The 23409-nt window shown below is 57.5% G+C and carries 25 protein-coding genes; 18 read left to right on the forward strand and 7 right to left on the reverse strand.

The window, feature by feature from the left end; genetic code table 11:
- Nucleotides 1-10: 10 nt before the first annotated feature.
- Nucleotides 11-1057 carry a LacI family DNA-binding transcriptional regulator gene (locus F3J26_RS15500; protein WP_166994706.1) on the reverse strand — a complete coding sequence of 349 codons (1047 nt, stop codon included), beginning with the start codon at nucleotides 1055-1057 and terminating at the stop codon, nucleotides 11-13.
- A gap of 184 nt (nucleotides 1058-1241) precedes the next feature.
- Here F3J26_RS15500 and zntA point away from each other — a divergent pair, with 184 nt between their 5' ends.
- The 3 genes from zntA to F3J26_RS15515 all read left to right on the forward strand — a co-directional run bounded on the left by zntA (nucleotide 1242) and on the right by F3J26_RS15515 (nucleotide 4316).
- Complete coding sequence (gene zntA, locus F3J26_RS15505) at nucleotides 1242-3455, forward strand: Zn(II)/Cd(II)/Pb(II) translocating P-type ATPase ZntA (protein WP_166994708.1); 2214 nt, start codon at nucleotides 1242-1244, stop codon at nucleotides 3453-3455.
- Nucleotides 3456-3597: 142 nt separating this feature from the next.
- Nucleotides 3598-3909, forward strand: coding sequence for a type II toxin-antitoxin system HigB family toxin (locus F3J26_RS15510; protein ID WP_008458599.1), 312 nt, complete (start codon nucleotides 3598-3600; stop codon nucleotides 3907-3909).
- Nucleotides 3906-4316, forward strand: a complete 411-nt coding sequence (locus F3J26_RS15515; protein WP_008458601.1) for a helix-turn-helix domain-containing protein — start codon at nucleotides 3906-3908, stop codon at nucleotides 4314-4316. Before F3J26_RS15510 ends, F3J26_RS15515 begins: the two co-directional genes overlap by 4 nt.
- Before the next feature lie 25 nt (nucleotides 4317-4341).
- Here F3J26_RS15515 and tusA read toward each other — a convergent pair whose 3' ends face one another.
- Nucleotides 4342-4587, reverse strand: a complete 246-nt coding sequence (tusA, locus tag F3J26_RS15520; protein WP_008458604.1) for a sulfurtransferase TusA — start codon at nucleotides 4585-4587, stop codon at nucleotides 4342-4344.
- A gap of 174 nt (nucleotides 4588-4761) precedes the next feature.
- Between tusA and F3J26_RS15525 the strand changes: the two genes are divergently transcribed.
- From F3J26_RS15525 to F3J26_RS15535, 3 genes are all read left to right on the forward strand, one after another.
- Nucleotides 4762-5427, forward strand: a complete 666-nt coding sequence (locus F3J26_RS15525) for a 7-cyano-7-deazaguanine/7-aminomethyl-7-deazaguanine transporter (RefSeq protein ID WP_034809192.1) — start codon at nucleotides 4762-4764, stop codon at nucleotides 5425-5427.
- A 72-nt stretch (nucleotides 5428-5499) separates the two neighbouring features.
- Entirely contained in the window at nucleotides 5500-6057 is a 558-nt protein-coding gene (locus tag F3J26_RS15530; protein ID WP_008458608.1) for a DcrB family lipoprotein, read from the forward strand.
- A 130-nt stretch (nucleotides 6058-6187) separates the two neighbouring features.
- Entirely contained in the window at nucleotides 6188-7237 is a 1050-nt protein-coding gene (locus tag F3J26_RS15535; protein ID WP_166994710.1) for an AI-2E family transporter, read from the forward strand.
- A gap of 3 nt (nucleotides 7238-7240) precedes the next feature.
- Here the strand turns inward: F3J26_RS15535 and F3J26_RS15540 are convergent, their stop codons facing one another.
- Entirely contained in the window at nucleotides 7241-7747 is a 507-nt protein-coding gene (locus tag F3J26_RS15540) for a phenolic acid decarboxylase (protein ID WP_008458611.1), read from the reverse strand.
- A gap of 97 nt (nucleotides 7748-7844) precedes the next feature.
- On the opposite strand from F3J26_RS15540, the gene F3J26_RS15545 reads away from it, so the two are divergent.
- Entirely contained in the window at nucleotides 7845-8702 is an 858-nt protein-coding gene (locus F3J26_RS15545; protein WP_166994713.1) for a LysR family transcriptional regulator, read from the forward strand.
- Here the strand turns inward: F3J26_RS15545 and F3J26_RS15550 are convergent.
- Complete coding sequence (locus tag F3J26_RS15550) at nucleotides 8699-9340, reverse strand: FMN-binding negative transcriptional regulator (protein WP_166994715.1); 642 nt, start codon at nucleotides 9338-9340, stop codon at nucleotides 8699-8701. The two genes, F3J26_RS15545 and F3J26_RS15550, sit on opposite strands and share 4 nt — an antisense overlap.
- Before the next feature lie 96 nt (nucleotides 9341-9436).
- On the opposite strand from F3J26_RS15550, the gene pdxR reads away from it, so the two are divergent.
- Nucleotides 9437-10924: a MocR-like pyridoxine biosynthesis transcription factor PdxR gene (gene pdxR, locus F3J26_RS15555; protein ID WP_166994717.1), complete on the forward strand. Its 1488-nt coding sequence runs from the start codon at nucleotides 9437-9439 to the stop codon at nucleotides 10922-10924.
- Between the two features lie 19 nt (nucleotides 10925-10943).
- The gene (locus F3J26_RS15560) at nucleotides 10944-11549 is read left to right on the forward strand and encodes an ATP-dependent Clp protease proteolytic subunit (protein ID WP_008458618.1); all 606 of its coding nucleotides are present in this window, start codon (nucleotides 10944-10946) and stop codon (nucleotides 11547-11549) included.
- A 36-nt stretch (nucleotides 11550-11585) separates the two neighbouring features.
- Here F3J26_RS15560 and F3J26_RS15565 read toward each other — a convergent pair whose 3' ends face one another.
- Entirely contained in the window at nucleotides 11586-12488 is a 903-nt protein-coding gene (locus tag F3J26_RS15565) for a DMT family transporter (RefSeq protein ID WP_008458619.1), read from the reverse strand.
- A gap of 287 nt (nucleotides 12489-12775) precedes the next feature.
- On the opposite strand from F3J26_RS15565, the gene F3J26_RS15570 reads away from it, so the two are divergent.
- The 9 genes from F3J26_RS15570 (at nucleotide 12776) to F3J26_RS15610 (ending at nucleotide 21243) form a co-directional block, all read left to right on the forward strand.
- A complete protein-coding gene (locus tag F3J26_RS15570; protein ID WP_008458622.1) occupies nucleotides 12776-13057 on the forward strand; it encodes a hypothetical protein in 282 nt (93 codons plus the stop codon).
- A 20-nt stretch (nucleotides 13058-13077) separates the two neighbouring features.
- On the forward strand, nucleotides 13078-13422 hold the full coding sequence (locus F3J26_RS15575) for a carboxymuconolactone decarboxylase family protein (protein WP_166994719.1): 345 nt from the start codon (nucleotides 13078-13080) through the stop codon (nucleotides 13420-13422).
- 46 nt (nucleotides 13423-13468) lie between these two features.
- Entirely contained in the window at nucleotides 13469-14485 is a 1017-nt protein-coding gene (locus tag F3J26_RS15580) for an alcohol dehydrogenase (protein ID WP_166994721.1), read from the forward strand.
- Between the two features lie 103 nt (nucleotides 14486-14588).
- Complete coding sequence (locus F3J26_RS15585; protein WP_008458628.1) at nucleotides 14589-17141, forward strand: TonB-dependent receptor; 2553 nt, start codon at nucleotides 14589-14591, stop codon at nucleotides 17139-17141.
- Between the two features lie 162 nt (nucleotides 17142-17303).
- Nucleotides 17304-17801: a sigma-70 family RNA polymerase sigma factor gene (locus tag F3J26_RS15590; protein ID WP_166878574.1), complete on the forward strand. Its 498-nt coding sequence runs from the start codon at nucleotides 17304-17306 to the stop codon at nucleotides 17799-17801.
- Nucleotides 17798-18787, forward strand: a complete 990-nt coding sequence (locus tag F3J26_RS15595) for a FecR domain-containing protein (protein ID WP_166994723.1) — start codon at nucleotides 17798-17800, stop codon at nucleotides 18785-18787. Before F3J26_RS15590 ends, F3J26_RS15595 begins: the two co-directional genes overlap by 4 nt.
- A 133-nt stretch (nucleotides 18788-18920) precedes the next feature.
- A complete protein-coding gene (locus F3J26_RS15600) occupies nucleotides 18921-19715 on the forward strand; it encodes an energy transducer TonB (RefSeq protein WP_166994725.1) in 795 nt (264 codons plus the stop codon).
- 168 nt (nucleotides 19716-19883) lie between these two features.
- The gene (locus F3J26_RS15605) at nucleotides 19884-20402 is read left to right on the forward strand and encodes a phosphoribosyltransferase (RefSeq protein ID WP_336706547.1); all 519 of its coding nucleotides are present in this window, start codon (nucleotides 19884-19886) and stop codon (nucleotides 20400-20402) included.
- Nucleotides 20403-20436: 34 nt separating this feature from the next.
- Nucleotides 20437-21243: an HAD-IIB family hydrolase gene (locus F3J26_RS15610; RefSeq protein WP_166994727.1), complete on the forward strand. Its 807-nt coding sequence runs from the start codon at nucleotides 20437-20439 to the stop codon at nucleotides 21241-21243.
- Between the two features lie 30 nt (nucleotides 21244-21273).
- Here the strand turns inward: F3J26_RS15610 and F3J26_RS15615 are convergent, their stop codons facing one another.
- Together F3J26_RS15615 and F3J26_RS15620 are read right to left on the reverse strand one after the other, a co-directional pair.
- On the reverse strand, nucleotides 21274-22038 hold the full coding sequence (locus tag F3J26_RS15615) for a DeoR/GlpR family DNA-binding transcription regulator (RefSeq protein ID WP_166994729.1): 765 nt from the start codon (nucleotides 22036-22038) through the stop codon (nucleotides 21274-21276).
- Between the two features lie 70 nt (nucleotides 22039-22108).
- Entirely contained in the window at nucleotides 22109-23302 is a 1194-nt protein-coding gene (locus F3J26_RS15620; RefSeq protein ID WP_166994731.1) for a BaiN/RdsA family NAD(P)/FAD-dependent oxidoreductase, read from the reverse strand.
- Nucleotides 23303-23409: the final 107 nt, after the last annotated feature.

Raw genomic sequence — 23409 nt, forward strand, 5'->3', positions numbered from 1 at the left:
CCGCTGAAAACTAACAGGATTCGCCGTTCAATAGCGTAAGAGGTATTTTTTCGACTGCGATACCGGCAGCATTTTCATTCAAAATAGCCATTAACTTTGTCATGACCGCTTTGCCAATCAAAGCATTCTGGTGGTCAACGGTGGCAATGCGGGGAATAAAATACTCGCTGCCAGGGAAATATTCACAGCTCACTATGGCGATATTATCTGGCACAGACAGATTGTGATCCTTTAGCGCACGGATCGCGCCTTTGGCAACATGATCGTTAATTGCCACAATGGCATCCGGCAAGCTTGTATTCGTTGAAATCAGCGTTTCAATTGCCTCATAGCCATGCTGTAAATAAAAGTTATTCAGCACAATAAAACTATTTTCTACCGGCAATTTCGCAGCTTCCAGCTCGGCCCGAAATACCGCCTCGCGCTCGCGAGTAATATATACATTCTTTGACCCGCCGATAAAACCAATGCGCCAGTAACCTTTCTCAATCAGGTGACGAGTGGCTAAGCGCACACATCCCGCCTGATCGCGTTCAACGCAGGCATATTCCACGCCCGGCAGGTTACGCCCCACGACCACGACCGGCACGGTGGCGATCAGCTTTTTCAGTTCCTGCAGATAAGTCGCGGCAATGTCGTTGTAGTCGATATTACCGCCGAGAATGATCACGCCGTCTATCTGGCTGTCGGTAATGGAATTAAAAATATGCTCTTCGGGCACCACCGGTGCTTCGCGGGAGGTTCTGTTTGCCGATTGCGTGTCGTACAGCGTGACCTTGTAGCCCAACCGCAGACTTTCGTGCTCAATTTGCGCCACCAGCATCACAAAGTAGGGGTTACTGATATCGGAAACGACAATCGCCAGCGTCTGGGTTTTCTTGGAAATCATCCCCCGCGCCAGCAGATTCGGGCTGAAGTTATGCTCCTGAATCACTTTTTCAACCCGGCTACGCGTTTTGTCCGCCACCCAGCTGTTATTGTTCAGCACTCGGGAGACCGTGGCGATAGACACCTGCGCCAGCTCCGCAATATCCTTGATTGTCAGTGGTTTTTTCATCGATTCATTCTCATCCCGACCTGCGGATAATACTAGGGGAAGCGCCGTGGGGAAGCAAAGGCCAATCCTGAAAACTGCCGCCGGCCAGCCAGAAATATCCGGCGGTAAAAAAGACGCTTGACTCTGGAGTCAACTCCAGAGAGTAACATCGGTAATGAGAAAATTATCATTACCGGAGGGCGCCATGCTCAACACACCTCAAGACGGCAAAAAGCCACCGCAGTTTGCGTTTGCCAAACTAAGCCCGCTGCAGGCGGAAGGCCCCTCCTGCTGCGCCGATGACGCCTGCTCTGCACAAAAACCAGAGCCAGAAATTGCCGACAACGGCAGCCGCTACAGCTGGCACGTCGCGGGAATGGACTGCGCGGCCTGCGCACGCAAAGTGGAAAATGCGGTGAAACAGGTGAGCGATGTGCAGCAAGTTCAGGTGGTGTTTTCTACCGAAAAACTGCTGGTCAGCGCCTCAAGAGACATTCGCGACGACGTAGAAAAAGCGGTCAAGGCCGCAGGCTACACGCTGAACGACGCCAGCGCCCCGAAGCAGGAAAAAAGCAGCAGCCTGCAAGAGAACCTGCCGCTGATCCTGCTCATCGTCCTGATGGTGATCAGCTGGGGGCTCGAGCAATTCAACCATCCGCTCGGCAACCTGGCGTTTATCGCCACCACGCTGGTTGGCCTGTGGCCGATCGCGCGCCAGGCCGTGCGCCTGATTCGCAGCGGCAATTGGTTCGCCATTGAAACGCTGATGAGCGTCGCCGCAATCGGCGCGCTGTTTATCGGCGCCACCGCCGAGGCGGCGATGGTTCTGCTGCTGTTCCTCATCGGCGAACGCCTCGAATCCTATGCCGCCAGCCGAGCACGCCGCGGGGTAAGCGCCTTGATGGCGCTAAAACCGGACGTCGCTATTCGCCTCCGGGACGGCGAGCGCGAAACCGTCGCGCAGGCCGATCTTCGCCCAGGCGACGTGATTGAAGTTGCCGCCGGAGGCAGACTGCCCGCCGACGGCCGCCTGCTCAGCGGTTTTGCCAGCTTTGACGAAAGTGCCCTAACCGGGGAATCCGTGCCGGTAGAGCGCCAGCAGGGCGAAAAAGTCGCCGCAGGCAGCACCAGCGTAGATCGCCTTGTTCAGCTGGAGGTCATTTCCGAGCCCGGCGACAGCGCCATCGACCGCATTTTGCGGCTGATTGAAGAAGCCGAGGAGCGCCGTGCGCCTATCGAACGCTTTATCGATCGTTTTAGCCGGATTTACACACCGATCATCATGCTGCTCGCGCTGCTGACCGCCGTCATCCCGCCACTGTTCTTCGGCCAGGGCTGGGAACCGTGGATCTATAAAGGCCTGACGCTGCTGCTGATCGGCTGCCCATGCGCGCTGGTTATCTCCACGCCTGCGGCCATTACTTCAGGTCTTGCCGCGGCGGCTCGTCGAGGCGCGTTGATTAAAGGCGGGGCCGCGCTGGAACGTCTCGGTCAAATCCAGCAGGTCGCGTTCGACAAAACCGGTACCCTGACGGCAGGTAAACCTCAGGTTACGGCCATAGCGGTGGAAGAAGGAACAGAAGAAGACCAGCTTCTGGCGCTCGCCGCAGCGGTAGAACAAGGCTCCACCCACCCACTGGCGCAGGCCATTGTCAACGCGGCGCAACAGCGCAACTTGCCTCCTGTCGCCGCAGAAAATCACCGCGCTCTCGCCGGGGTTGGCGTAGAAGCCAGCATTCAGGGCGAAACGCTGCTGCTCAGTTCACCGTCCAAACTTGCCGGCCAGACACTCAGCGAAACCTGGCAAAGACGGATCGCGAAGCAGGAAGAAGAGGGCCAGACGGTGATCGTGGTGCTGCGTGCGGGGCAACTGCTGGGCACCATCGCTATGCGCGATACGCTGCGCAGCGATGCCCGCGAAGCGGTTACGGCACTCCACCAGCTCGGGATTCAGGGCGTAATGCTGACCGGGGATAACCCACGCGCGGCGGCGGCAATCGCCCGCGAGCTTGGCATTGATTACCGCGCCAGCCTGCTGCCGGCAGACAAAGTGGCAGCGGTGAATAAACTCAATGCCACCGCGCCGCTGGCAATGGTCGGCGACGGCATCAACGATGCCCCGGCGATGAAAGCGGCGACCATCGGCATCGCGATGGGCAGCGGCACCGACGTCGCGCTGGAAACGGCAGATGCCGCGCTAACCCACAACCGTCTGATCGAACTGGCAGGTATGGTACGGCTCGCCAGAGCCACCCATAACAACATTCGCCAGAACGTGACGATTGCGCTGGGGCTGAAGGGGATTTTCCTGGTCACCACCCTGCTCGGCCTGACCGGCCTGTGGCTGGCGGTGCTGGCAGACTCAGGCGCTACCGCGCTGGTCACGGCGAACGCCATTCGCCTGCTGCGGAAGAAATAGTTTTCGAGGCAGCTTCCGGTTTTTTACTCCGCAAGCAGGGGCAAGGATGCCCCTGTGTAAAAATAAATCCCCGCCCATAAGTTGACTGATTGGCAACTTATGGGCATATTAATTGCCAATCAGTCAACTTCAGGATGAAGTGATGCACCTGATTACGCTTAAGGCGCTTGTGGAAGCCGGTCAAAAATTTCCCAGACATAAGCAGGAACTGCAAATCCTTGGCAAAGTGCTGGAAAAAGGCTTCTTCCCAACACCGGACTCACTTAAGCGGATTTATCCCACGCTGGATAACTTTAAATATCTCGATAAACATTACGTCATCAACATAGCCGGAAATGAACTCAGGCTGATTGCACTTATCTTTTTTACCAGCCAGAAGTTCTACATCCGCCACGTCATGACGCACAGCGAATACATGCGATTTACTGAAAAACACCGGGGAAAGAAGCGATGATTGCGGATGCACTGAAGGCCGCCGAAGCTTTAAAAACAGCGGTTCCGCTACTGGCAGGCAGCACCTGCGAAAAAGATTATCTGGCTGCGCTGGAGCTGGTCGAATATCTGCTCATCAATGATCCAGAAAGTCCGCTGGTTGAGATTCTCAGTAGTAAGATCCAGGCCTGGGAAAACGCGCAGCCTGACGTGCAGGCGTTCCGCGAGGAAATGCAGGCCATACCTGCCGGGATAGCCATACTGAAAACCCTGATGGAGCATCACCATCTGAAACAGAGCGATTTTCAACAAGAGATTGGCAGCAAGTCGATGGTCTCCCGCATTCTCAGCGGTGAACGCCAGCTAACCACCGATCACATCCGCAAACTGTCACGGCGATTTGGCATATCACCCGCCCTCTTTTTCTGAGCAGCGGATTAGCCTGGTGAGGGGATTAATGACTCTTACGCAGCAAATAGCGGTAAGGTAGCGCGTCGGTTTCGCTGGCGACCAGCTCGTGCTCCATAAAGCGGCAGAAACCGGGGATATCGCGCGTAGTGGCCGGATCATCGGCTATCACCAGCAGCGTTTCGCCGACGGGCATATTGCGCACGGTTTTGCGCACCATCATCACCGGCTCCGGGCAGCGCAGGCCAAGAGCATCCAGCGTGTGGTCAGGGGTTGCGAACAAATCGGTCATAGCACTCTCAGGTCGTCAAAAACCGCGCTAGTTTACGCCGGGTAAAATCTGGCGCAAGCCGCGTGAACGATTGCGTTAAAATTAACCATTGCATTGAGAAACTAAAGCAGTATCATCCCCGCGCTTTACATTATTGACTGGGTTCCCTCACCCCACTACTAAAAAGGCTACAACATGATGCAGTTCAGCACTCGCCAGCGCACTAATGCGCTGTTTTGGCTATCGCTTTTTCATTTGCTGGTGATCACCTCCAGCAACTATCTGGTTCAGCTTCCGGTCTCCGTCTTTGGGTTTCATACCACCTGGGGCGCCTTCAGCTTCCCGTTTATCTTCCTCGCGACCGACCTCACGGTGCGTATTTTCGGCGCTCCGCTGGCGCGGCGGATTATTTTCGCAGTGATGATCCCGGCGCTGGTGATTTCCTACGGCATCTCCTCGCTGTTTTACATGGGAAGCTGGCAGGGCTTTGAAGCGCTAACCCACTTCAACCTGTTTGTTGCCCGTATCGCGGTTGCCAGCTTCATGGCTTACGCGCTCGGCCAGATTCTGGACGTGCACGTCTTTAACCGCCTGCGCCAGAATCACTGCTGGTGGCTGGCCCCAACGGTGTCCACGCTGTTCGGTAACGTGAGCGATACGCTGTCGTTCTTCTTTATCGCCTTCTGGCGCAGCCCGGACGCCTTTATGGCCCAGCACTGGGTAGAAATCGCCGTGGTCGATTACTGCTTCAAAGTACTTATTAGCCTGGTATTCTTCCTGCCGATGTACGGCGTTCTGCTGAATATGCTGTTGAAACGCCTCGCAGATAAATCTGAAATCTCCGCGCTGCAGCCTGGTTAAACGCGGGCTGAATATCTTGTGTTAAGATGCAGGGATTGGCCATTTGGCTTGCTAACGGAAAGGAAGAACGCGATGCGCAAACTGGTAAAATATGTCGGTATTGGCCTGCTGGTAGTGGGTCTTGCCGCCTGTGATAATAACGACAGCAAAACCGCCACCACCGGCGCGCCGGAAGCCAGCAGCGCCAGCGGTCAGCCAGTTGAACTGCTGGACGGCAAGCTGAGCTTTGCCCTGCCAGCGGACATGAGCGATCAGAGCGGCAAGGTGGGCACCCAGTCCAACAACATGCACGTTTATTCTGACGCAACCGGCCAGAAAGCGGTGATCGTGATTGTCAGCGACAACCCGACGAGCGACCTTGCCACGCTGGCAAAAGGCCTGGAAGAGCAGCAGCGCGCACGCGACCCGCAGCTTCAGGTGGTAACCAACAAATCCATCGAGATTAAAGGCCACACCCTGCAGCAGCTGGACAGCGTGATCTCCGCCAAAGGACAGACCGCGTACTCTTCCATCATCATTGGCAAAGTGGACGATAAACTGCTGACCATGCAAATCACGCTGCCTGCGGATAACCAGCAGCTGGCGCAGACCAACGCGGAAAACATCATCAACACCATCGTCATCAAGTAATCGCCGCGTGATACATCAATGGCTCCGCCTCCGCGGGGCCATTTTTTTCCTTCATTTTCAGACAGACTGCCGCCGTCGCCCTGCCAGGAAGTACTACACTAAAAGCACATTTTCCCGATCGGACGTCTACATGACAGCCCCACAACCTGATAAGACCGGCCTGCATATATTACTCAAACTCGCGGCCCTGGTGATTATTCTCGCCGGTATTCACGCCGCAGCCGACATCATCGTTCAGCTATTGCTGGCGGTATTTTTCGCCATTGTTCTCAACCCGCTGGTGACCTGGTTTATGCGCCGCGGCCTCAGCCGCCCGCTCGCGATTGCCATCGTGGTGCTGGTCATGCTAGTGATGCTCACTTTGCTGGTTGGCGTGCTGGCAACGTCGATGAATGACTTCATGGAACAAATGCCGCAGTTCAACAAACTGCTGACGCAGAAAGTGCGTGAAATCGAGCACGCGATGCCGTTTTTGCACCTGCCGCTGTCGCCGGAACGCCTGCTGCAAAAGCTGGACTCCGACAAGCTGATGACCTTTGCCACAACGCTGATGACCGGGCTTTCCGGGGCGATGGCCAGCGTGCTTCTACTGGCGATGACGGTGATTTTTATGCTGTTTGAGGTGCGCCATGTACCTTATAAACTCCGTTTTGCGCTGGCAAACCCTAAGCTGCATATCGCCGGCATGCACCGAGCGCTGAAAGGCGTCACCCACTATCTGGCGCTGAAGACCTTTATCAGTTTACTGACCGGCATCGTTATCTGGCTGGGGCTAAAGCTGCTGGGCGTGCAGTTTGCGCTGATGTGGGGCGTGCTGGGCTTCTTGCTCAACTACATTCCCAATATTGGGTCGGTGATCTCCGCCGTGCCGCCGATGATTCAGGCTCTGCTGCTCAACGGCACCTATGAGATGCTGATAGTCGGGGCGCTGTTCCTGGTGGTGCACATGGTACTGGGGAATATTCTGGAGCCCCGCATGATGGGGCGTGGGCTGGGGATGTCGACTTTCGTCGTATTTCTCTCCCTGCTCTTCTGGGGCTGGCTGCTCGGCCCGGTGGGCATGTTGCTCTCGGTGCCGCTCACCAGCGTTTGTAAAATCCTCATGGAATCTACCCAGGGCGGGGCGAAACTGGCAATTCTGCTGGGTCCCGGCAGGCCGAAAAAACGCCTGCCGGGCTAACGCTTATTTCAGGTTTTCTGGAAAGTCCGCCGGCAGCTCGCTGGCGGCACAGGCAATCACCGCTTCGTTATTCTCGCCGCAGTCGCGAACAAACGTGATGGTGGCAAATTCATCAATAACTTCCGTTGGATAAGCCGGGCCAGCCTCGCGGAACGCTTCCATTTTCGCAATATGCTCGTTCTGGAAACACACCGTTTTCTCCGGGTTATTAATCACCCAGCGCGGGAAGAAAATCGTCCCGTGGAACAGCTTATCGCCGAGATTCACAATCAGGCTGACGTCCGTACCCGTAGGTTCAGTCCAGGAAATTTTGTACACGCTGCTTGCCACACGCACAATGTGCGCATCCTGATTTTTCACCCAGCGATTGGCCACAATGCCGCTGTGGATCCTGTAATCCAGGGTAGTTGCATTTTTTACATAAATTTCGTAGTTCCAACCATTATCGTAGGTATAAACCAGATGTTTGCCGACGAACTCGCTTAAATCGTGTTTATCAAAGTGACTCATGATGGCGCTCCTCTGTGGGGTTAAGCGCATCTTAGACCTTCACATTTTCGATGAATAACGCTACTTTTGTATCAAATTCATCCATTTTTTAGATGATATGCATAAAACAACCCTTGAGCAGTGGGCACTTCTGGAGTTGGTCATTGAGCTGGGCAGCTTCGCCAAAGCGGCAGAAGCCACTTTCCGCAGCCAGTCCTCCGTCAGCTATAACCTTGCATTACTTCAGGAGCGGCTTGGCGTTAGCTTGCTGAAGCCAGAAGGGCGTAAGGCGGTACTGACGCCTGAAGGGGAACTTTTGCTGGCGCAGGTTCGCCCGCTGCTGAAAAGCTTTCACTACGTTGAAAGCCGCGCCGCTACGTTAAAAAACGGCATCCGCACCCGCATAGACTTAGTGGTGGACTGCATATTCCCGCGCGCCCGCCTGTTCGCCATCCTCCATCAGTTTCAGCGATTACATGCCAGCACGCAGGTTCATCTGACGGAGATTCTGGAAACCGACACAGCCGATCTGGCAGAAGCGGATGTCATGGTGCTAACCCGCCGTCAGGATCTCACGGGCCGCGGGCAGTGGCTCAGAAACGTTGATTTTGTGGCCGTGGCGCACCGCGATCACCCCCTGCATCAGCTTCCCGCCCCCTTAGAAGAGGCGGACCTGGCGAACTATCCGCTGATCCGCCTTGCCGGGCAAAACAGCAGCGAATCCTCGCCCACGGCAGACTGGACGTTTTCCACGCTTGATGCCGCGTGCGAAGCCGTGACCTGGCAGGTTGGCTACGGCTGGCTGCCTGAAGAACGGATTGCTCCGCAGATTGAAAACGGCACGCTTAAACCGCTCCCGCTCAGTCACGGGGCAAGGCGTGCCACGCCCCTGCATTTGATCGTGAAAAAGGATTTAGCCCCACTGGACGAGCCAATCACCACGCTGCTCACCCTCTTTCAACAGCACGAATGTTAAGTCTGACGACGCTTTGCGAGGCTGCTTAACATCGCCTCGCCGATGGCCACTTCACCCTTTGCCATTAGTCCCTGCGCGGCCCCGGCCTGATCCTCAGACTTCTTGTTCTGGCCGAGCTTGGTCTTGCCGACCAGCGAAGCCAGAGGGATTTCAATCCCGACAATCGCTTTAAGCATTGAGCCGATAAACTCAGGAGGCGCATCGCTTACCTGCCACGGGAGGTTCATCTGCGCTTCCTGCTGCCGGGTCAGGCTGGTTATCTGCCGCAGGACAAAATCCACATCGTCCCGCACCGCAATCCTCCCCCGCGCCTGCACGGTCTGGTAGTTCCAGGTCGGCACCTCTTTGTGATGCTCCTGCTTGCCCGGATACCAGCTCGGGGAGATATAACCTTGTGCACCACGGAACACCACCAGCACATCCTGCTCGGGCTGAAGGCCGCGCCACAACGGGTTCGCACGGGCAATGTGCGCGCGGAGCGCGCCGAACTCCCCCTCATCAGGGCAAAGCTCAAAGGGAATATCAAACGCTTCCAGCACACCTTCGATTTGTACAACCAGCAGGCCCAGGGGATTGGCCTGAATCAGCCGCTGCAGCACAGCGATATCGGGCTCCTGAAAAGGGCGAGGAATATACATGGGCAGACCTTCATTTGCGGTAATTTTGCCCAGCTTATGTTCGAAGTGGTTTATGATAAAGAACCAGATTACAGCTATATGACCGAGCCACAACTCATGTCACGTAAAGCCCGAGCCGTAGATATCCCCGCCATTGGCGAGCTTGACCGCCGCAGCGGGCAGCTTAGTTTGCAGCTAGCCAAAGCGCTGAAAAACGCCATTCACAAAGGCGAACTGAAGAGCGGCGACCTGCTGCCCTCCACCCGCGTCTTGTCGGGCGCCCTTAACGTGGCGCGCGGCACCGTGCTGGAGGCGTTCGAGCAGCTGGTTGCGGAAGGGTTTCTGGAGTCGAAACACGGCTCCGGCACCCGCGTGGCCTACGCCCCGGAAAGCCCGCAGCCCGAACCGGCGGCTCGTACAGCAGCAGCCATCCCGCTGTCTGCCCAGGCTCAGGCTTTTGCCAGAGTAGGCGAGCAGCTTAAAACGCTGGCGCCGAAGCCGTTTGCCGTTTCCGTTCCGGTTGGCGACACGGCCCCGGACGACGTGTGGCGCAGGCTAGGCAACCGCATTCGGGCGCGGGGTGCCGGTGCCCCGTCGGGCTATGCCGATCCGCAAGGCGTTCTGGTTCTGCGCGAGGCTATCTGTGAATACGTCAGAAAGTCGCGCTCGGTTCGTTGCACCCCTGAGCAGGTCATCATCACCTCCGGCAACCAGCACGGCCTGTATCTGACCCTGCAAATCCTGCTGGAGGCAGGCGATGCCGTCTGGATGGAAGAGCCGGGCTACCCAGGTGCGACCTCGCTGTTTGAGACGATGTTCCGCGACCGTAGCATGGTCAGAGTCGCCGTGGACGACGAAGGGCTGGACGTTGAGCTGGGGAAAAAGCTGGCCCCCAACGCCCGCGCTGCGTTTGTCACGCCCTCGCACCAGTACCCGCTGGGCATGCCGCTCAGCATGTCGCGCCGCGCCGCATTGCTGGAATGGGCGCAGGCCAACCAGGCCTGGATCATTGAAGACGACTACGACAGCGAGATGCGCTACGCGGGCCACCCTTTCCCGGCGCTTCAGGGCCTGGGGCCGGAGAACGTTATCTACCTCGGCACCTTCAGCAAAATCCTCTTCCCGTCGCTGCGTCTCGGCTACGCCGTAGTGCCCAAGCAGCTGGTTTCCGCCTTCTGCGGGGCACGCATTCTGATGGACAGGCAGCCGCCAGGGGCAGACCAGCATGTGCTGGCGAGCTTTATTTCAGAGGGGCACCTCGACCGCCACCTGCGCAAAATGCGCGGTGTTTATGCCGAAAAACGCCGCGTGTTAATGGCGGCGGTAGAACAATACATTTCCCCGGACGTGGCCTGGCTTCAGCCCTGCGACCAGGGCATGCACATGGTGCTTTGGCTGCGCCAGGGCCTGGACGACCATCAGGTTGTGGAGCGGGCAATGCAGGCCGGAATCGCCGTTCGTGCGGTGTCGCACATGTTTACCCCAGAAAAACAGAAGTCCGGCATTCTGCTGGGCCTCGGTGGTTACAGCGACGAAGAGATCGTTCGCGCCGTGCAGCGTCTGGATGAAGTGCTATGCTCAAGTGCATCCCTGATTACGCCATAAACCTGGCAGGAGCCTGATTATGCTGACCTATTTAGAAAAAGATGAACCTGAAGAAAGCGCCACCCCCGCCAATGCCTCAGGACTGATGCAGCAAAAAATGCTGGATTCCCGCTCGATTATTATCTCCGGCGAAATCACTCAGGCGATCACCAAAGAGGTGGTTGCCCAGCTTTTGCTGCTGCAAAGCATCAACGACAAACCCATCAAGCTGTACCTCAACAGCCAGGGCGGCCACGTTGAGGCGGCGGACACCATTCATGACGTGATCAAATTCATCAAGCCGGAAGTCCATATCATCGGCACCGGCTGGGTTGCCAGCGCCGGGATCACCATCTTCCTCGCGGCGGACAAAAAGCACCGCTATTCGCTGCCAAATACGCGCTTTATGATCCACCAGCCGCTGGGCGGCGTGCGCGGCCAGGCCACGGACATTGAGATCGAAGCCAGAGAGATCATCCGCATGCACGATCGCGTGAACAAGATGATCTCAGAAGCCACCGGCCAGCCGCTGGAGAAGGTGAAGCAGGACACCGATCGCAACTACTGGATGTCGCCGAAAGAAGCTATCGACTACGGGATTGTCGGCAAAGTCATTACCAGCTTCTCCGAGCTGAATATCGACTAACCTCTGAGAAACCGCCTTCCCCGGCGGTTTTTCTTTTTAGCGGGAAAAGCGCTTAGCGCCGAACACGCAAACCAGCACGCCAAGCATCACGGCAATCATCGATGTATGTACTTCTTCATGAAGCAGCAATCCGGCAAGTAACAGACCAAAAAAGGGCTGTAACAATTGCAGTTGCCCGACGGCGGCAATCCCGCCCAGCGCCAGGCCGCGATACCAGAAAATAAACCCTATCCACATGCTGAACAGCGACACGTAGCCCAGCGCGAGCCATGCCTGAGCGCTGATAGCGTCTCCCGCCGACGGAACGGTAAAAGCAGTAGCCGCGGCACTAAGCGGCAGAGAAATTACCAATGCCCACGAAATCACCTGCCAGTCGCCCAACCGCCGGGTGAGCACCGCACCTTCAGCATAACCCAGCCCACACAGCGCAATGGCGCCCAGCATTAGCGCATCGCCCTGCCAGCTGCTTGCTGTCCCGTGGCTCAAAGCAAAACCTGCCACCAGCGCAGCACCCGCCAGAGAAAACAGCCAGAAAGCCGCTTGTGGCCTTTCTCCTCCACGCAACACGCCAAAACAGGCGGTCGCCAGCGGCAGCAGGCCGATGTAGACCAGCGAGTGTGCCGAGGTTGTGTGCTGCAGTGCTAAAGCCGTCAGCAGCGGGAAACCCAGCACCACGCCGACGGCCACCAGGCAAAGCGGCAGCCAGTCTCCCCGCTGCGGTCGCGGCTGCCGCAAAATCAGCAGCGTGCCGGCCGCCAGCAGCGCCGCAAGAGTGGCTCGTATCGCCGTCAGAAAAAGAGGATCAAGCTCCAGCACCGCAACGCGTGTGGCCGGCAGCGAGCCGCTAAAAATAAGCATCCCCAAAAAGCCGCTGATCCAGCCTCGGGTTTGCGGGTGAGCAGTCGGCTGACTGAGCGGCAACGCGCTTCTATTTTGCATGGTGGCTCCAGATACTCAGATTGGCTTCCTATTCTGCGCAAAGCCGCCACGACAGACAGATCCACAATGAACAAGAATCACCAGGCCAGCAAAAAAACCACCCACCAAAGAAGAAAATCTATCTTGCCAGTCAAGATTAAGTCATTTGTTAACCCTCACGCTGATTCACATAATGCGCCAACACGGAGAGGCAAGCGGCAGCCTTTTTCTTCTTTGCTCTGCCGCTTTTTTCTCCCTCATCTCCGCTCGTGCAACGGCATGAGCCACACAACAAGAGGCAGTGAACCATGGCTTATTTGCAAATCACCCTTGATATCAGCGCGCAGAATCGCGCCGCAGCCGCGGGCGTTTACCAGCAGTACAAAACGGCCTTCCTGACCACCATCGACGGTGCAGTCTCCAAGGAACTGCTGATCCGCGAGCAGGACGTCCAGGTACTGCACGGCTTTAACACCGCCGCCCAGGCCGAAGCCTATCTGGGTTCTGACCTGTTCACCCGCGACGTAGTTGAAGCCCTGAAACCGTTCCTGAACGCCGCCCCGGAAGTCCGCATTTATAGCGTCGCCTGAAATTAACTGAAGAGGTTTGTATGTTGCTGAACTGGAATGAACATCGCGAAGAATTACTGGGTGTGGTGGGCGATTACGCGAAGCTGCAGCCGGAGTTTATGAAAGGGCTGATGAAGATGGACGCGGGTGCTTCCGCCATGGGCCACCTGGATGCCAAAACCCACGAGCTGATTGCGCTGGCGGTGGCGATCACCACCCGCTGCGACGGCTGCCTGTCGGTACACGTTAAATCCGCCGCAAAACACGGCGCAACCCGGGAAGAGATTGCCGAAGCGCTGGCGGTCGCCATTTCGCTGAACACCGGGGCGGCGCTGACCTACACCGCTCACGCCCTGGACGCGTTCGACGCGTTGCCAAAAGCCTGAGCCTAAGCGGCATCCTTCCTGAGGGTGCCGTTTTTTTCACCGGAGAATGCAAATGACCTACAAAGCGATGCAGGCCAGCGGCAACGGTAGCCTGGAACTTGTCGAGCGCCTCGTACCAGAACCTGGCGCAGGCGAAGTGCTGATAAAAATAGAAGCCTGCGGCATCTGTGGCGCTGACGGCGGCGTTATCGACGGCACGGAAAAGAACGTGGCTTACCCGCGCGTGCCGGGGCATGAAGTTGTCGGCACGCTGCTGAAACTTGGCAGTGGCGTACCTTCTGGCCTGCATGTTGGGCAGCGGGTTGGCGTGGGCAGGCTTGGCGGGCACTGCAATGAATGCGATGCCTGCCGCCGCGGCGAGTTCACGCTTTGCAGCCACCAGCCGGTCGTCGGCAGCTCGCAGGACGGCGGCTATGCCGAAATGATGCTGGCGAAGGCGACCGGCCTTGTAGCAATCCCGGATGCGCTAAGCGCAGTCGACGCCGCGCCGCTGCTTTGCGCCGGAATAGCCACCTTTAACGCGGTACGTAAATCAGGTGCTCAGCCGGGAGACAGCATCGTAGTCCTCGGCATTGGCGGCCTGGGCCACCTTGCCGTGCAGTATGCCGCTAAAATGGGGTTTCGGGTTATCGCCATCGGGCGTGGAAGCGATAAACCACCAGCTGCGCTGGCGCTGGGTGCCCGCGATTATCTCGACAGCAGCCTGGATAATCCTGCCGAAGCGCTGAGAAAACTCGGCGGTGTAAAGGCGATCGTCACCACGGTCACGGACAACGCTATAGCGTCCTCTCTGCTGCCAGCCCTGCAGCCCAAAGGCAAGCTAATGGTGCTCGGGGTCGGCCAGCAGCCGCTCGCGCTTTCTCCGGGTATGCTGGTTGGCCGGGAGCTGTCAATCGAAGGCTCGCTGACCGGCACCCCGTATGAAACCGAAAGCGCTCTGCGTTTTAGCCTGCTGAACAACGTGCAGCCGATGACGGAAATATTCCCGCTGGCACAGGCCAACGAAGCGTGGCAAAAAATGAAGTCCGGCAAGGCACGATTCCGCATAGTGCTGACGATGTAGAGCCCGGCGGCCGTTTTTAATTTAAAAATTTTCTGCCTGATTTTCAGTCTCGCGTGACCTCTCTGAAGCAGTACTTCTTGTGACTCACCTTCAGGGATACATCATGACGATAAAAAATAACGGAAAGGCTACGGCCATTTCCGACGCGAGCCAACCTGCACAGCTCCCTCGCGCCCCGCTTGCGTCCGGCATCGCCTTATCCGGCCTGCTGGCGCTGGCAACTGGTTTACCGACATTATCCTGGGCGGCAGAAGCCTCCTCAGCCGCCAGCCAGGCATTTTCCGTGCCTGCCGGGCCTTTGAGCGGCGCCCTGCAAACGCTGGCGAATGACGCCAACGTGCTGCTGGTCTTCACCCCGGATCAGACGTCAAACAAAACGACTTCAGGCCTCAAAGGGACTTATTCCGTACAAAGCGCGTTTGATCATCTGCTGACGGGCAGCGGCCTGAAAGCCGTGCGCGACGGCAATAGCTATCGGCTTGTTTCTCTTCCGGCAGCCTCTGGCGAGAACGCGCCGATTATCGTGCCAGAGCTTTCCGTGCTCAGCGGCCTGGATGACAGCGTCGTGGCCGGGCGCTCAACGCTGAAAAAAGAGAATATCGAGCGCATTCAGGCTGATAACGTCGCCGCCCTGCTGGATAAGCTGCCGGGTGTCTCTTCCGCAGGTTCACCGCGCCCGGGCGGGCAAAGCCTGAATATCTGGGGCATGGGCGGCATGGAGGACATCAAAGTGACGCTGGACGGCGCGCCCAAAGGGTTTGAGAAGTACCGCCAGGGGTCGGTGTTTATCGAACCAGAGCTAATCAAACAAATCGACGTCGATAAGGGTCCGTTTAACCTCGCCAACGGCAACGGCGGCTTTGGCGGCAGCATCAAAATCGTCACCAAAGACGCGGCCGACCTCTTACAGCCCGGCGAAAACTTTGGCGGCATGCTGAAGTACGGTTTCCACACCAACGACAACCAGAATATCTACAGCGGCGCACTGTATGGCAGAACGTCAGAAGGCTTTGCCGACGGGATGCTCTACGCCAGCAAACGCGATGGCGGCAATATTACCCGCCCGGACGGCACGCATTTCGACTATTCCGCTAACCGCCAGGGGACCTGGCTTGCCAAAACCAATCTCTACCTGACCGACGCGCAGACGCTGACGCTTTCGGCCATGCATTCCGAATCCACCGGCTGGCAGCCCTTCGCCGCCAAGCGGGACGAAATTGCCGCCCCGAGTCAGGCGGATGTCGACAAATACGGGTTAGACGAGGCCTGGCGCAGGAAGCTGGTGTACCGCAACCAGACCGACGAAAACTACTCCGTGAAGTGGAACCTGGCCCCGGCGGACAAGCCCTGGCTGGATCTGACGCTGAACTACGCTTACTCCAAAACCAAACAGCATGATACCCGCCCCGACTCCGCCGGAGCGTCCAGCTTCCTGGGCTCGCTCGGCAATGAGAGCTGGGTGGATTACAAAGACAACCTGGTGGAGATCAGCAACAAGAGCCGCTTCAGCACCGGGCCGGTGGATCACCTGCTGGAAATCGGCGCAAGCTGGCATAAAAACCAACGCGATGCGCTGATGTACTACCCAGGCTACAAGAAAAATGCCGCCTACAACTACGGCTACTTCCAGCCGTACTACATGCCCGCCGGGGAACAGCAAACGCGCGGCCTGTATCTGCAGGACAGCATGACGCTCGGCAGCGTCACCGTAACGCCGGGCGTGCGCTACGACAGCGTCACCAATACCGGTGAGCCAAACATCGCCTCAATGTACAACAGCAGTAATCCTAAAGTCGGCCACGACTACAGCAGCAAAAGTTATCACGGCTTTACGCCTGCGCTTGGGCTGGTCTGGAAAGCCACGCCGAATGTGTCGCTGTTTGCCGATGTGACCCGCACGTGGCGAGCGCCGACCATTGATGAGCAGTACACCGTGCAGTACGCGCTGTCTAACGTGTCCGGCACCAGCCGCGACCTGAAAGTGGAAACCATTAACAGCGTTCGCGGCGGGATGATCCTGAACTTCAATAATTTGCTGGCGGACGACGACAGCGTACAGATTCGTACCACGCTATTCCGCAACCGCGGCAAAGATGAAATCTTCTACCGTCGCGGCGTGCTGTGTGAGGCGCAGTCGGTGAAAAGTGGCGCGAACTGCGGTTCTCCGCTGTCGAACTATCGTAACCTGCCGGGCTACACCATCCAGGGCCTGGAGATTGAATCATTTTACGACAGCCGCCGCATCTTTGGCAGCTTCTCCTTCTCCACCATTCGTGGGCAGCGTGACGCTTCTCCGCGCGACCCGTGGGGCAACCAAACCTGGATCGCAGAAATTCCGCCGGTCACCGCCCACACCACGCTGGGCGTAAAAGCCCCGGAGTGGAACATGACCTTTGGCTGGACCATGGACATGGTGCGTAAACAGGATCGCTCCCCGCAGGATGGCGACCCGTTAGCGGGCATCTGGGCGCTGCCAAAAACCAGCGGCTACGCGCTGCAGGGCCTGTTTGCGTCCTGGCAGCCGGAGCAGGTGAAAGGCATGGAAGCCCGCATTGCCGTCGACAACCTGTTTAACACCGACTACTACCCGTACTTGGGTGAATCCGTGTCCGGTATCGGTCGCAACGTTAAGCTGACCATTTCGCAGAAATTCTAGTGTGTTACCCGCAGCGCCAGTGCTGGCGCTGCGTTCTCGTCGCCCGCAAAAATACATTAATACTTCGCAATCTCTTGACATAAAAATAGAGAAATGAAAATAATAATGATTATCATTTAAATATTTATCACGCCCTGATACCGATCAATGGTGAGTCACATCATGTCCCGTTCCCAACAGGTTGCGCAGCAGCTTTACTGCGATCATCAGCGCTGGCTTTACCACTGGCTTCGCAACAAAGTCGGCTGCCCGGAACAGGCGCAGGATCTGACTCAGGACACCTTTATTAATATTCTGGTCAGCCCCGATCTGGCCTCCATTCGCCAGCCACGTCCTTTTCTTGCCACGGTCGCCAGACGGCTGATTGCCAACCATTATCGCCGCAAGAAAATCGAAGAGGCCTGGCTGGAGGCGCTGGCGACTCAGCCGGAAATGGAACACCCTTCCCCTGAAACCCGACTGCTGATTCTGGAAGTGCTGGAACAGATTGATGCGGCGCTGGACGGCCTGCCGCCGCAGGTGCGGGAGGCCTTTTTGCTGGCCCACCTGCAGGGAATGCGCTATTGCGATATCGCCGAGCGTCTGCGCGTTTCCAGCAGCTCCGTGAAGCAGTATCTCCAGCGCGCCAACCTGCACTGTTTCTTCGCGCTCAGCTCATGACCTCCCATCCTTTTATTGACCAAAACGGGCAAGCCATCGACCGGGACAGCGCCTGGGCCGCCGCCTCATGGCTGACGCTGATGATGTCGGACGACGTTAGCGAGCAGGATAAAGCCGACTGGCAAAAATGGCTGGCGTCCAGCGCCGAGAATCAGCGAGCCTGGCGGCACGTCGAGGCGGTTTGCGCCAGCTTCCGGCAGGTTGACGGCAAACTGGCGCGGCAGAGCCTCTCTTCGTTAAAAAACAGCGGCAGGCGTCGGGCGCTAAAAGGATTAGGCGCTCTGCTGCTACTCGGTGGTTCGCTGGAATGGGGGCGACAGCAGCACGGCTGGGAAGCGTTCATTGCCGATTATCGCACCGGGACGGGGGAGCAGCGGCAGGTTGAACTCAGCGAAGGCAGCCGCCTATTACTGGACACCCAAACCGCGCTAAACGTGGATTTTACCGGGCAACAGCGCCAGATTGAGCTGCTCGGCGGCGACCTGCTGATTACGACCGGGCAGAAGGAAAAGCGGGCGGCATGGCCCCGGCCCTTTAGCGTGACGACGCCACAGGGCAAAGTGCTCGCGCTGGGCACCCAATTCCGGGTAAAGCTGGAACCGGGGCTTACCCGCGTGGCGGTTTACCACGGCGCAGTCCGGCTTTATCCGCGCAGCTCTGGCCTCGCCGGGCTACAGCTCGCGGCAGGCCAGGGCGCATGGCTCAGCGGGGCTGAATCCGGGGGCCTGCACGGCGGTGAAAAAGAGCCTGGCTGGGTGCACGGCAAACTGCTGGCCGACAATATGCCGCTGAGCGATTTCCTGCGGGAAGTTAACCGCTACCGCCCCGGCGTCCTGCGCTGCGACGAGGATATTGCGGCCCTGCGGCTGTCCGGCGTTTTCCCGCTGGCGGATACTGACCAGATTCTGGCTGTGCTCCCCCGCGCCCTGCCCGTCAGAATAAATACGCTATCTCGTTACTGGGTCAGCCTTTCACGCAGTGAATAATGCTTCGATACGGAGTAATCCATGTCAGTTGTCTCGTTATTCATGTCAGCCTGCCCGTTTGGGCGTTTCGCGTGTCCTCTCTCTTATCCCCACTGAAACAACAGCCTTTAGCCCGGCTGCGGAGTATTTTGTCATGCCTTCTACCCTGCCGATAAGACAGCCCTTTCCTGCCTGGTCCGACGGCCTGCCTCCCACACGCCGCAGCATCGGGCTGGTGCTGGCGCTCTTGCTGCACGCGGGCGTTTTTCTCTGGCTAACCAACCGGCCCACTCAGGAACAACCGGCCACCGCGCCACCGCCTATTGCGCTGATGATCCTCCCGACAGACGATCCGGCCTCTGTCGCCACGCCAGCCAAGCAGCCCGATAAGATCAAACAGATCCAGTCGGCCGCACCTCAGGAAAAGGCCGAGTCAAAAGAAGCGGTGAAGAGCGTGGAGGCCCCGAACCCGGAGCTCGTTGTGGCTAAAAAAATGCACCATAAAGTCATCGCCAAACCTCAGCCGGTTAAGCCGCACGATACGGAAGTGCCGCCGGCCCCTACACCTGCACCTGAAACGCATGCACCCGCCAGCCACCCGCAGCAAAGCGCCGGCAGGGCAGGAAGCAGCGCAGTGAGCGCCCCCAGCCCAGGCGAAGTGAACTGGGTCGGGCTACTGCGCCAGCGGCTCGACCGCTTCAAACGTTACCCGGCTCAGGCTTTACGTCAGCAGGCCCAGGGCGTGGTTTATCTGAGCCTGACGCTGAACCGGGAGGGCCAGGTCCTTAGCGTGGCGCTGGCAAAAAGCAGCGGTACGCCAACGCTGGATCGCGAAGCCCTTGCCCTGCCGACGCGCGCGGTTCCACTGCCCGCCCCCACGGACGATATCGCGCCAGGCCAGCCGCAAATAACCCTCACGCTGCCAATCCGTTTCGATCTCCGCCAGTAGATCCCTTTGCTCAATGCTCGGTAATGCAGCATTGAGCATACCCTGCCTGCACGATCGTTTTAGATCACAAAAAATACGCTGTCATCACGCTAATATTGCACAATCGAGCATTCGATCTTATTTTAATCGAGCAACAACGAGCAATGACACTTTAGCGAGGATGCAGCAGTGAGAAACAATCATGTAGGACAGATCGTGATGAATGAGTCGACGATTGCCGAAGGCGTCACCAAAGTCGCCCGGCTGCTGAACAGTCGCTATCACGAAGCGGTAGTGATCACGGTCGTGCCCGGTGGGATTCTGTTTACCGCCGATCTGGTCAGGCAGCTCACCTTCGATATTTCAATGGACTATATTTCCTGCCCGCACACGCCTGGCGACAGAAACAACAGCTCTACCATCGTTTACCACGACAATATTGGCATCAGGGGGAAGGACGTTATCCTGGTGGATGACGCCATTGAGTCCGGTGGGACCATGAAGCGTCTGGTCGAGCATTTAATCGAACATTACGCTCCGAAATCGCTCTCCATCGCCACCTTATTTGTGAAGCCTGGCCGCGTAGAGATCCCCGCCGAGCAATGTTATGCCTGGATCATGGACAATGACGATTTGCTCATTGGCTACGGCATGCCGTGGCAAAACAAGTACCGCAACCTGCCCTTCGTTTCAAAACTAAAAATATAAACGCCTACAGAACACTTACCGATGGGATAACAACATGATAAAGCTAATTATTACCGACCTGGACGGCACTTTTCTCAATAGCCACGGCGACTATGACCGTAAATTATTTGCCCAGACCCACCGCTTAATGGCCGAGCAAGGCGTCCATTTCGCCGCCTGTACCGGCAAGCAGTGCCAGCGGGTAGAAGAGCTGTTCGCCGATTACCGCGAGGATTTATGGATCATCGGCGACAGCGCCACGCGCATTAAAAGGAACGGCGAATATGTCTACGAATCGCTTATCAACAATGCGCTGGGATTACGCATTATCGACACGCTGGAAGCAGCCAGTGACAGCCACGTGATTGTTGCCTGCGGCAGCGAAAGCGCGTTTATTCGCAAAGACGTGCCGCAGCGGCTGCAGGACAAAATGCGCCAGTCCTACGCCAGCCTGGCGCTGGTGGACTCTTTTGCCGAACTCAATTGTGATTTCGTGAAGATAAGCGTCTATGACGAAGCCGGAAACTGCCCGCAGACTCGCCCGGTACTCAGGCCGTTTGAACAGGATGTCTACATCGTGGTGTCCGAAGCGGCGTGGATAGATATTGCGGATTATGGCGTCCATAAAGGGACAACGGTGCAAAGGCTCCAGCAGTTACTGAACGTCAGCCCGGCGGAGACTCTCGCCTTTGGCGACGGGTATAATGACCTGGAACTGCTGGCTCAGGCGGAATACAGCTTCGCGATGCGTAATGCGTTTGAAGAGACCAAGGCCGCAGCCCGGTTTATTACCGGCAGCAATGATGAAAGCGCGGTCCAGCACACGATAAAAAGCCTGCTGGTGTTGCAAAGCAAAGTCTGAAGAAGGGCGGGTTCTTAGCCGCCCGTTCCGCTAGCCCGCGATTTCAATCCGCAGGTTAACGCCGCCGAAACCGGCAATTTTGGTTTCGGCGCTCACCACCGCAATATCAATGTCTTCGCAGGGTGCCACTTTATAGCGAGCCACCTGGGACATCTTGTTGGCCGTCACGGCGGCGATCACCTCATTACTCTGGCTCAGCACTTCCCGCTTAAAACAGGCGTCTTCGTAATAAACCGCGCTCAGGCCGGCCTGCGGATCCAGCCCGCACACGCCGATAAAGGTCTGGTCGAAAACCATGCCGCGCAGCTGATTGACCGTGTCGGAACCCAGCGTGCTGCCGGTCAGCGGGTTAACTTTGCCGCCCAACAAAATCAGTTCGCCCCGCGTGCGCCCGCTCAGCGCCGCTGCAATCTGCGGGGAATTGGTGACAATGGTGAGATCCAGCTCTTCGGGGATAAACTCCACCATCGCCAGATAGGTTGAACCGGCGTCGAGAAACACGCAGGTGTTAGCTTGGATCATCCCGGCGCACTTCCGTGCCACCTGGGATTTCTCACCCACATCCTGGGACACGCGGGTTTCGAAGCTGGCAGACTGCTGGAACTGACTGATGGCCCCGCCATAAACCTTTTTGCACAGGCCGCGACGCGCCAGCTCCTGCAGATCCCGGCGGATGGTGTGCTCGGACACGCCCAGCTTCCGCGCCACATCAGCCCCGATCACCCTGCCCGTTTCGGTCAGGATCTGGTGGATCATCGCCTGGCGCTGTTCAGGCAATGCGTCATAATCTGTCACGTTTAGCCCTCAAATAGCTGCAATAGTGCATAACATATCACAATCTATCATCGCAGCTGAAAAGCGCGGGCTAGCCCTCAACCAGCGCCTGCGCGCACGCCCAGGCGGAGCTCCAGGCCCACTGGAAGTTATAGCCGCCCAGCCAGCCGCTGACGTCCATCACTTCGCCGATAAAATAGAGGCCCGGGGATTTTTTCGCTTCCATGGTGCGGGAGGAAAGTTCGTTGGTATCCACGCCGCCGAGGGTCACTTCCGCCGTGCGATAGCCTTCGGTGCCGTTGGGCTGAACGCGCCAGGCTTGCAGGGTGTCAATCAGCTCGCTTTGCTGGCGGCTGTTGAGCTGCTTCAGCGTGACGTCCGGGATCTGCTGCAGCTGCTGCAGGCACTCAACCAGGCGTTTCGGCAGCACCATCGCCAGCGTGTTTTTCAGGCTCTGGTTTGGGTGCGCGTTGCGCTGCTCGTGAATAAAACCGTCCACATCGGTGTCCTGCAGCAGATTCACGCTGACGAATTCGCCCGGCTGCCAGTAGCTGGAAAGCTGCAGAACGGCAGGGCCGGACAGGCCGCGATGGGTAAACAACAGGCTTTCACGGAAGCTGACGCCGTTTTCTGCGGTGATGACGGACGGCACCGAGACACCGGACAGCACCTGCAACTGTTCGAGCAAAGGTTTATGCAGCGTGAACGGCACCAGGCCCGCGCGGGTCGGCAGCACCTTCAGGCCAAACTGTTCGGCGACTTTATAGCCGAACGGCGTCGCCCCCAGCCCCGGCATCGACAGACCGCCGCTGGCGATAACCAGTTTCGCGCCCTGCACGCTGCCGCCGTTTAGCTGCAGGGTGTACCCCTGCTCGTCGCGTTCAATACTCAGCACTTCGCTGCGCAGGCGCATTGTTACTTTGCCTTTCTCGCATTCGGCCACCAGCATATCGACTACCTGCTGGGCAGAATCGTCGCAGAACAGCTGCCCGAGGGTTTTCTCGTGCCAGGCGATGCCGTGCTTGCCCACCATGTCGATAAAGTCCCATTGGGTGTAGCGGGCCAGCGCAGATTTGCAAAAATGCGGGTTTTGGCTCAGATACGCCGCAGGCTCGACATAAAGGTTGGTAAAGTTGCAGCGTCCGCCGCCGGACATCAGGATTTTACGGCCCGGTTTTTTCCCATTATCAATCAGCAATACGCGGCTGCCCGCCTGCCCGGCAACCGCCGCACAAAACATTCCAGCTGCACCCGCACCTATAATAATGGCATCAAACTTTTCCACGACCGACTCCCGACTATGCTTAAGGCAACGGATTGTAAAGACCTGAGGCTGGTCGCACCAGCTTTAAGGTTAATAACAAATGCAGGTGATTGATAAACAAAATGTAA

It is taken from the genome of Enterobacter sp. Ap-867 (assembly GCF_011752855.1).
Lineage (GTDB): Bacteria > Pseudomonadota > Gammaproteobacteria > Enterobacterales > Enterobacteriaceae > Cedecea.

Excerpts from the sequence above, each read along its gene's own strand:
- F3J26_RS15500 (WP_166994706.1), bottom strand. The coding sequence starts at position 1,057 with ATGAAAAAACCACTGACAATCAAGGATATTGCGGAGCTGGCGCAGGTG.
- zntA (WP_166994708.1), top strand. The coding sequence starts at position 1,242 with ATGCTCAACACACCTCAAGACGGCAAAAAGCCACCGCAGTTTGCGTTT.
- F3J26_RS15510 (WP_008458599.1), top strand. The coding sequence starts at position 3,598 with ATGCACCTGATTACGCTTAAGGCGCTTGTGGAAGCCGGTCAAAAATTT.
- F3J26_RS15515 (WP_008458601.1), top strand. The coding sequence starts at position 3,906 with ATGATTGCGGATGCACTGAAGGCCGCCGAAGCTTTAAAAACAGCGGTT.
- tusA (WP_008458604.1), bottom strand. The coding sequence starts at position 4,587 with ATGACCGATTTGTTCGCAACCCCTGACCACACGCTGGATGCTCTTGGC.
- F3J26_RS15525 (WP_034809192.1), top strand. The coding sequence starts at position 4,762 with ATGATGCAGTTCAGCACTCGCCAGCGCACTAATGCGCTGTTTTGGCTA.
- F3J26_RS15530 (WP_008458608.1), top strand. The coding sequence starts at position 5,500 with ATGCGCAAACTGGTAAAATATGTCGGTATTGGCCTGCTGGTAGTGGGT.
- F3J26_RS15535 (WP_166994710.1), top strand. The coding sequence starts at position 6,188 with ATGACAGCCCCACAACCTGATAAGACCGGCCTGCATATATTACTCAAA.
- F3J26_RS15540 (WP_008458611.1), bottom strand. The coding sequence starts at position 7,747 with ATGAGTCACTTTGATAAACACGATTTAAGCGAGTTCGTCGGCAAACAT.
- F3J26_RS15545 (WP_166994713.1), top strand. The coding sequence starts at position 7,845 with ATGCATAAAACAACCCTTGAGCAGTGGGCACTTCTGGAGTTGGTCATT.
- F3J26_RS15550 (WP_166994715.1), bottom strand. The coding sequence starts at position 9,340 with ATGTATATTCCTCGCCCTTTTCAGGAGCCCGATATCGCTGTGCTGCAG.
- pdxR (WP_166994717.1), top strand. The coding sequence starts at position 9,437 with ATGTCACGTAAAGCCCGAGCCGTAGATATCCCCGCCATTGGCGAGCTT.
- F3J26_RS15560 (WP_008458618.1), top strand. The coding sequence starts at position 10,944 with ATGCTGACCTATTTAGAAAAAGATGAACCTGAAGAAAGCGCCACCCCC.
- F3J26_RS15565 (WP_008458619.1), bottom strand. The coding sequence starts at position 12,488 with ATGCAAAATAGAAGCGCGTTGCCGCTCAGTCAGCCGACTGCTCACCCG.
- F3J26_RS15570 (WP_008458622.1), top strand. The coding sequence starts at position 12,776 with ATGGCTTATTTGCAAATCACCCTTGATATCAGCGCGCAGAATCGCGCC.
- F3J26_RS15575 (WP_166994719.1), top strand. The coding sequence starts at position 13,078 with ATGTTGCTGAACTGGAATGAACATCGCGAAGAATTACTGGGTGTGGTG.
- F3J26_RS15580 (WP_166994721.1), top strand. The coding sequence starts at position 13,469 with ATGCAAATGACCTACAAAGCGATGCAGGCCAGCGGCAACGGTAGCCTG.
- F3J26_RS15585 (WP_008458628.1), top strand. The coding sequence starts at position 14,589 with ATGACGATAAAAAATAACGGAAAGGCTACGGCCATTTCCGACGCGAGC.
- F3J26_RS15590 (WP_166878574.1), top strand. The coding sequence starts at position 17,304 with ATGTCCCGTTCCCAACAGGTTGCGCAGCAGCTTTACTGCGATCATCAG.
- F3J26_RS15595 (WP_166994723.1), top strand. The coding sequence starts at position 17,798 with ATGACCTCCCATCCTTTTATTGACCAAAACGGGCAAGCCATCGACCGG.
- F3J26_RS15600 (WP_166994725.1), top strand. The coding sequence starts at position 18,921 with ATGCCTTCTACCCTGCCGATAAGACAGCCCTTTCCTGCCTGGTCCGAC.
- F3J26_RS15610 (WP_166994727.1), top strand. The coding sequence starts at position 20,437 with ATGATAAAGCTAATTATTACCGACCTGGACGGCACTTTTCTCAATAGC.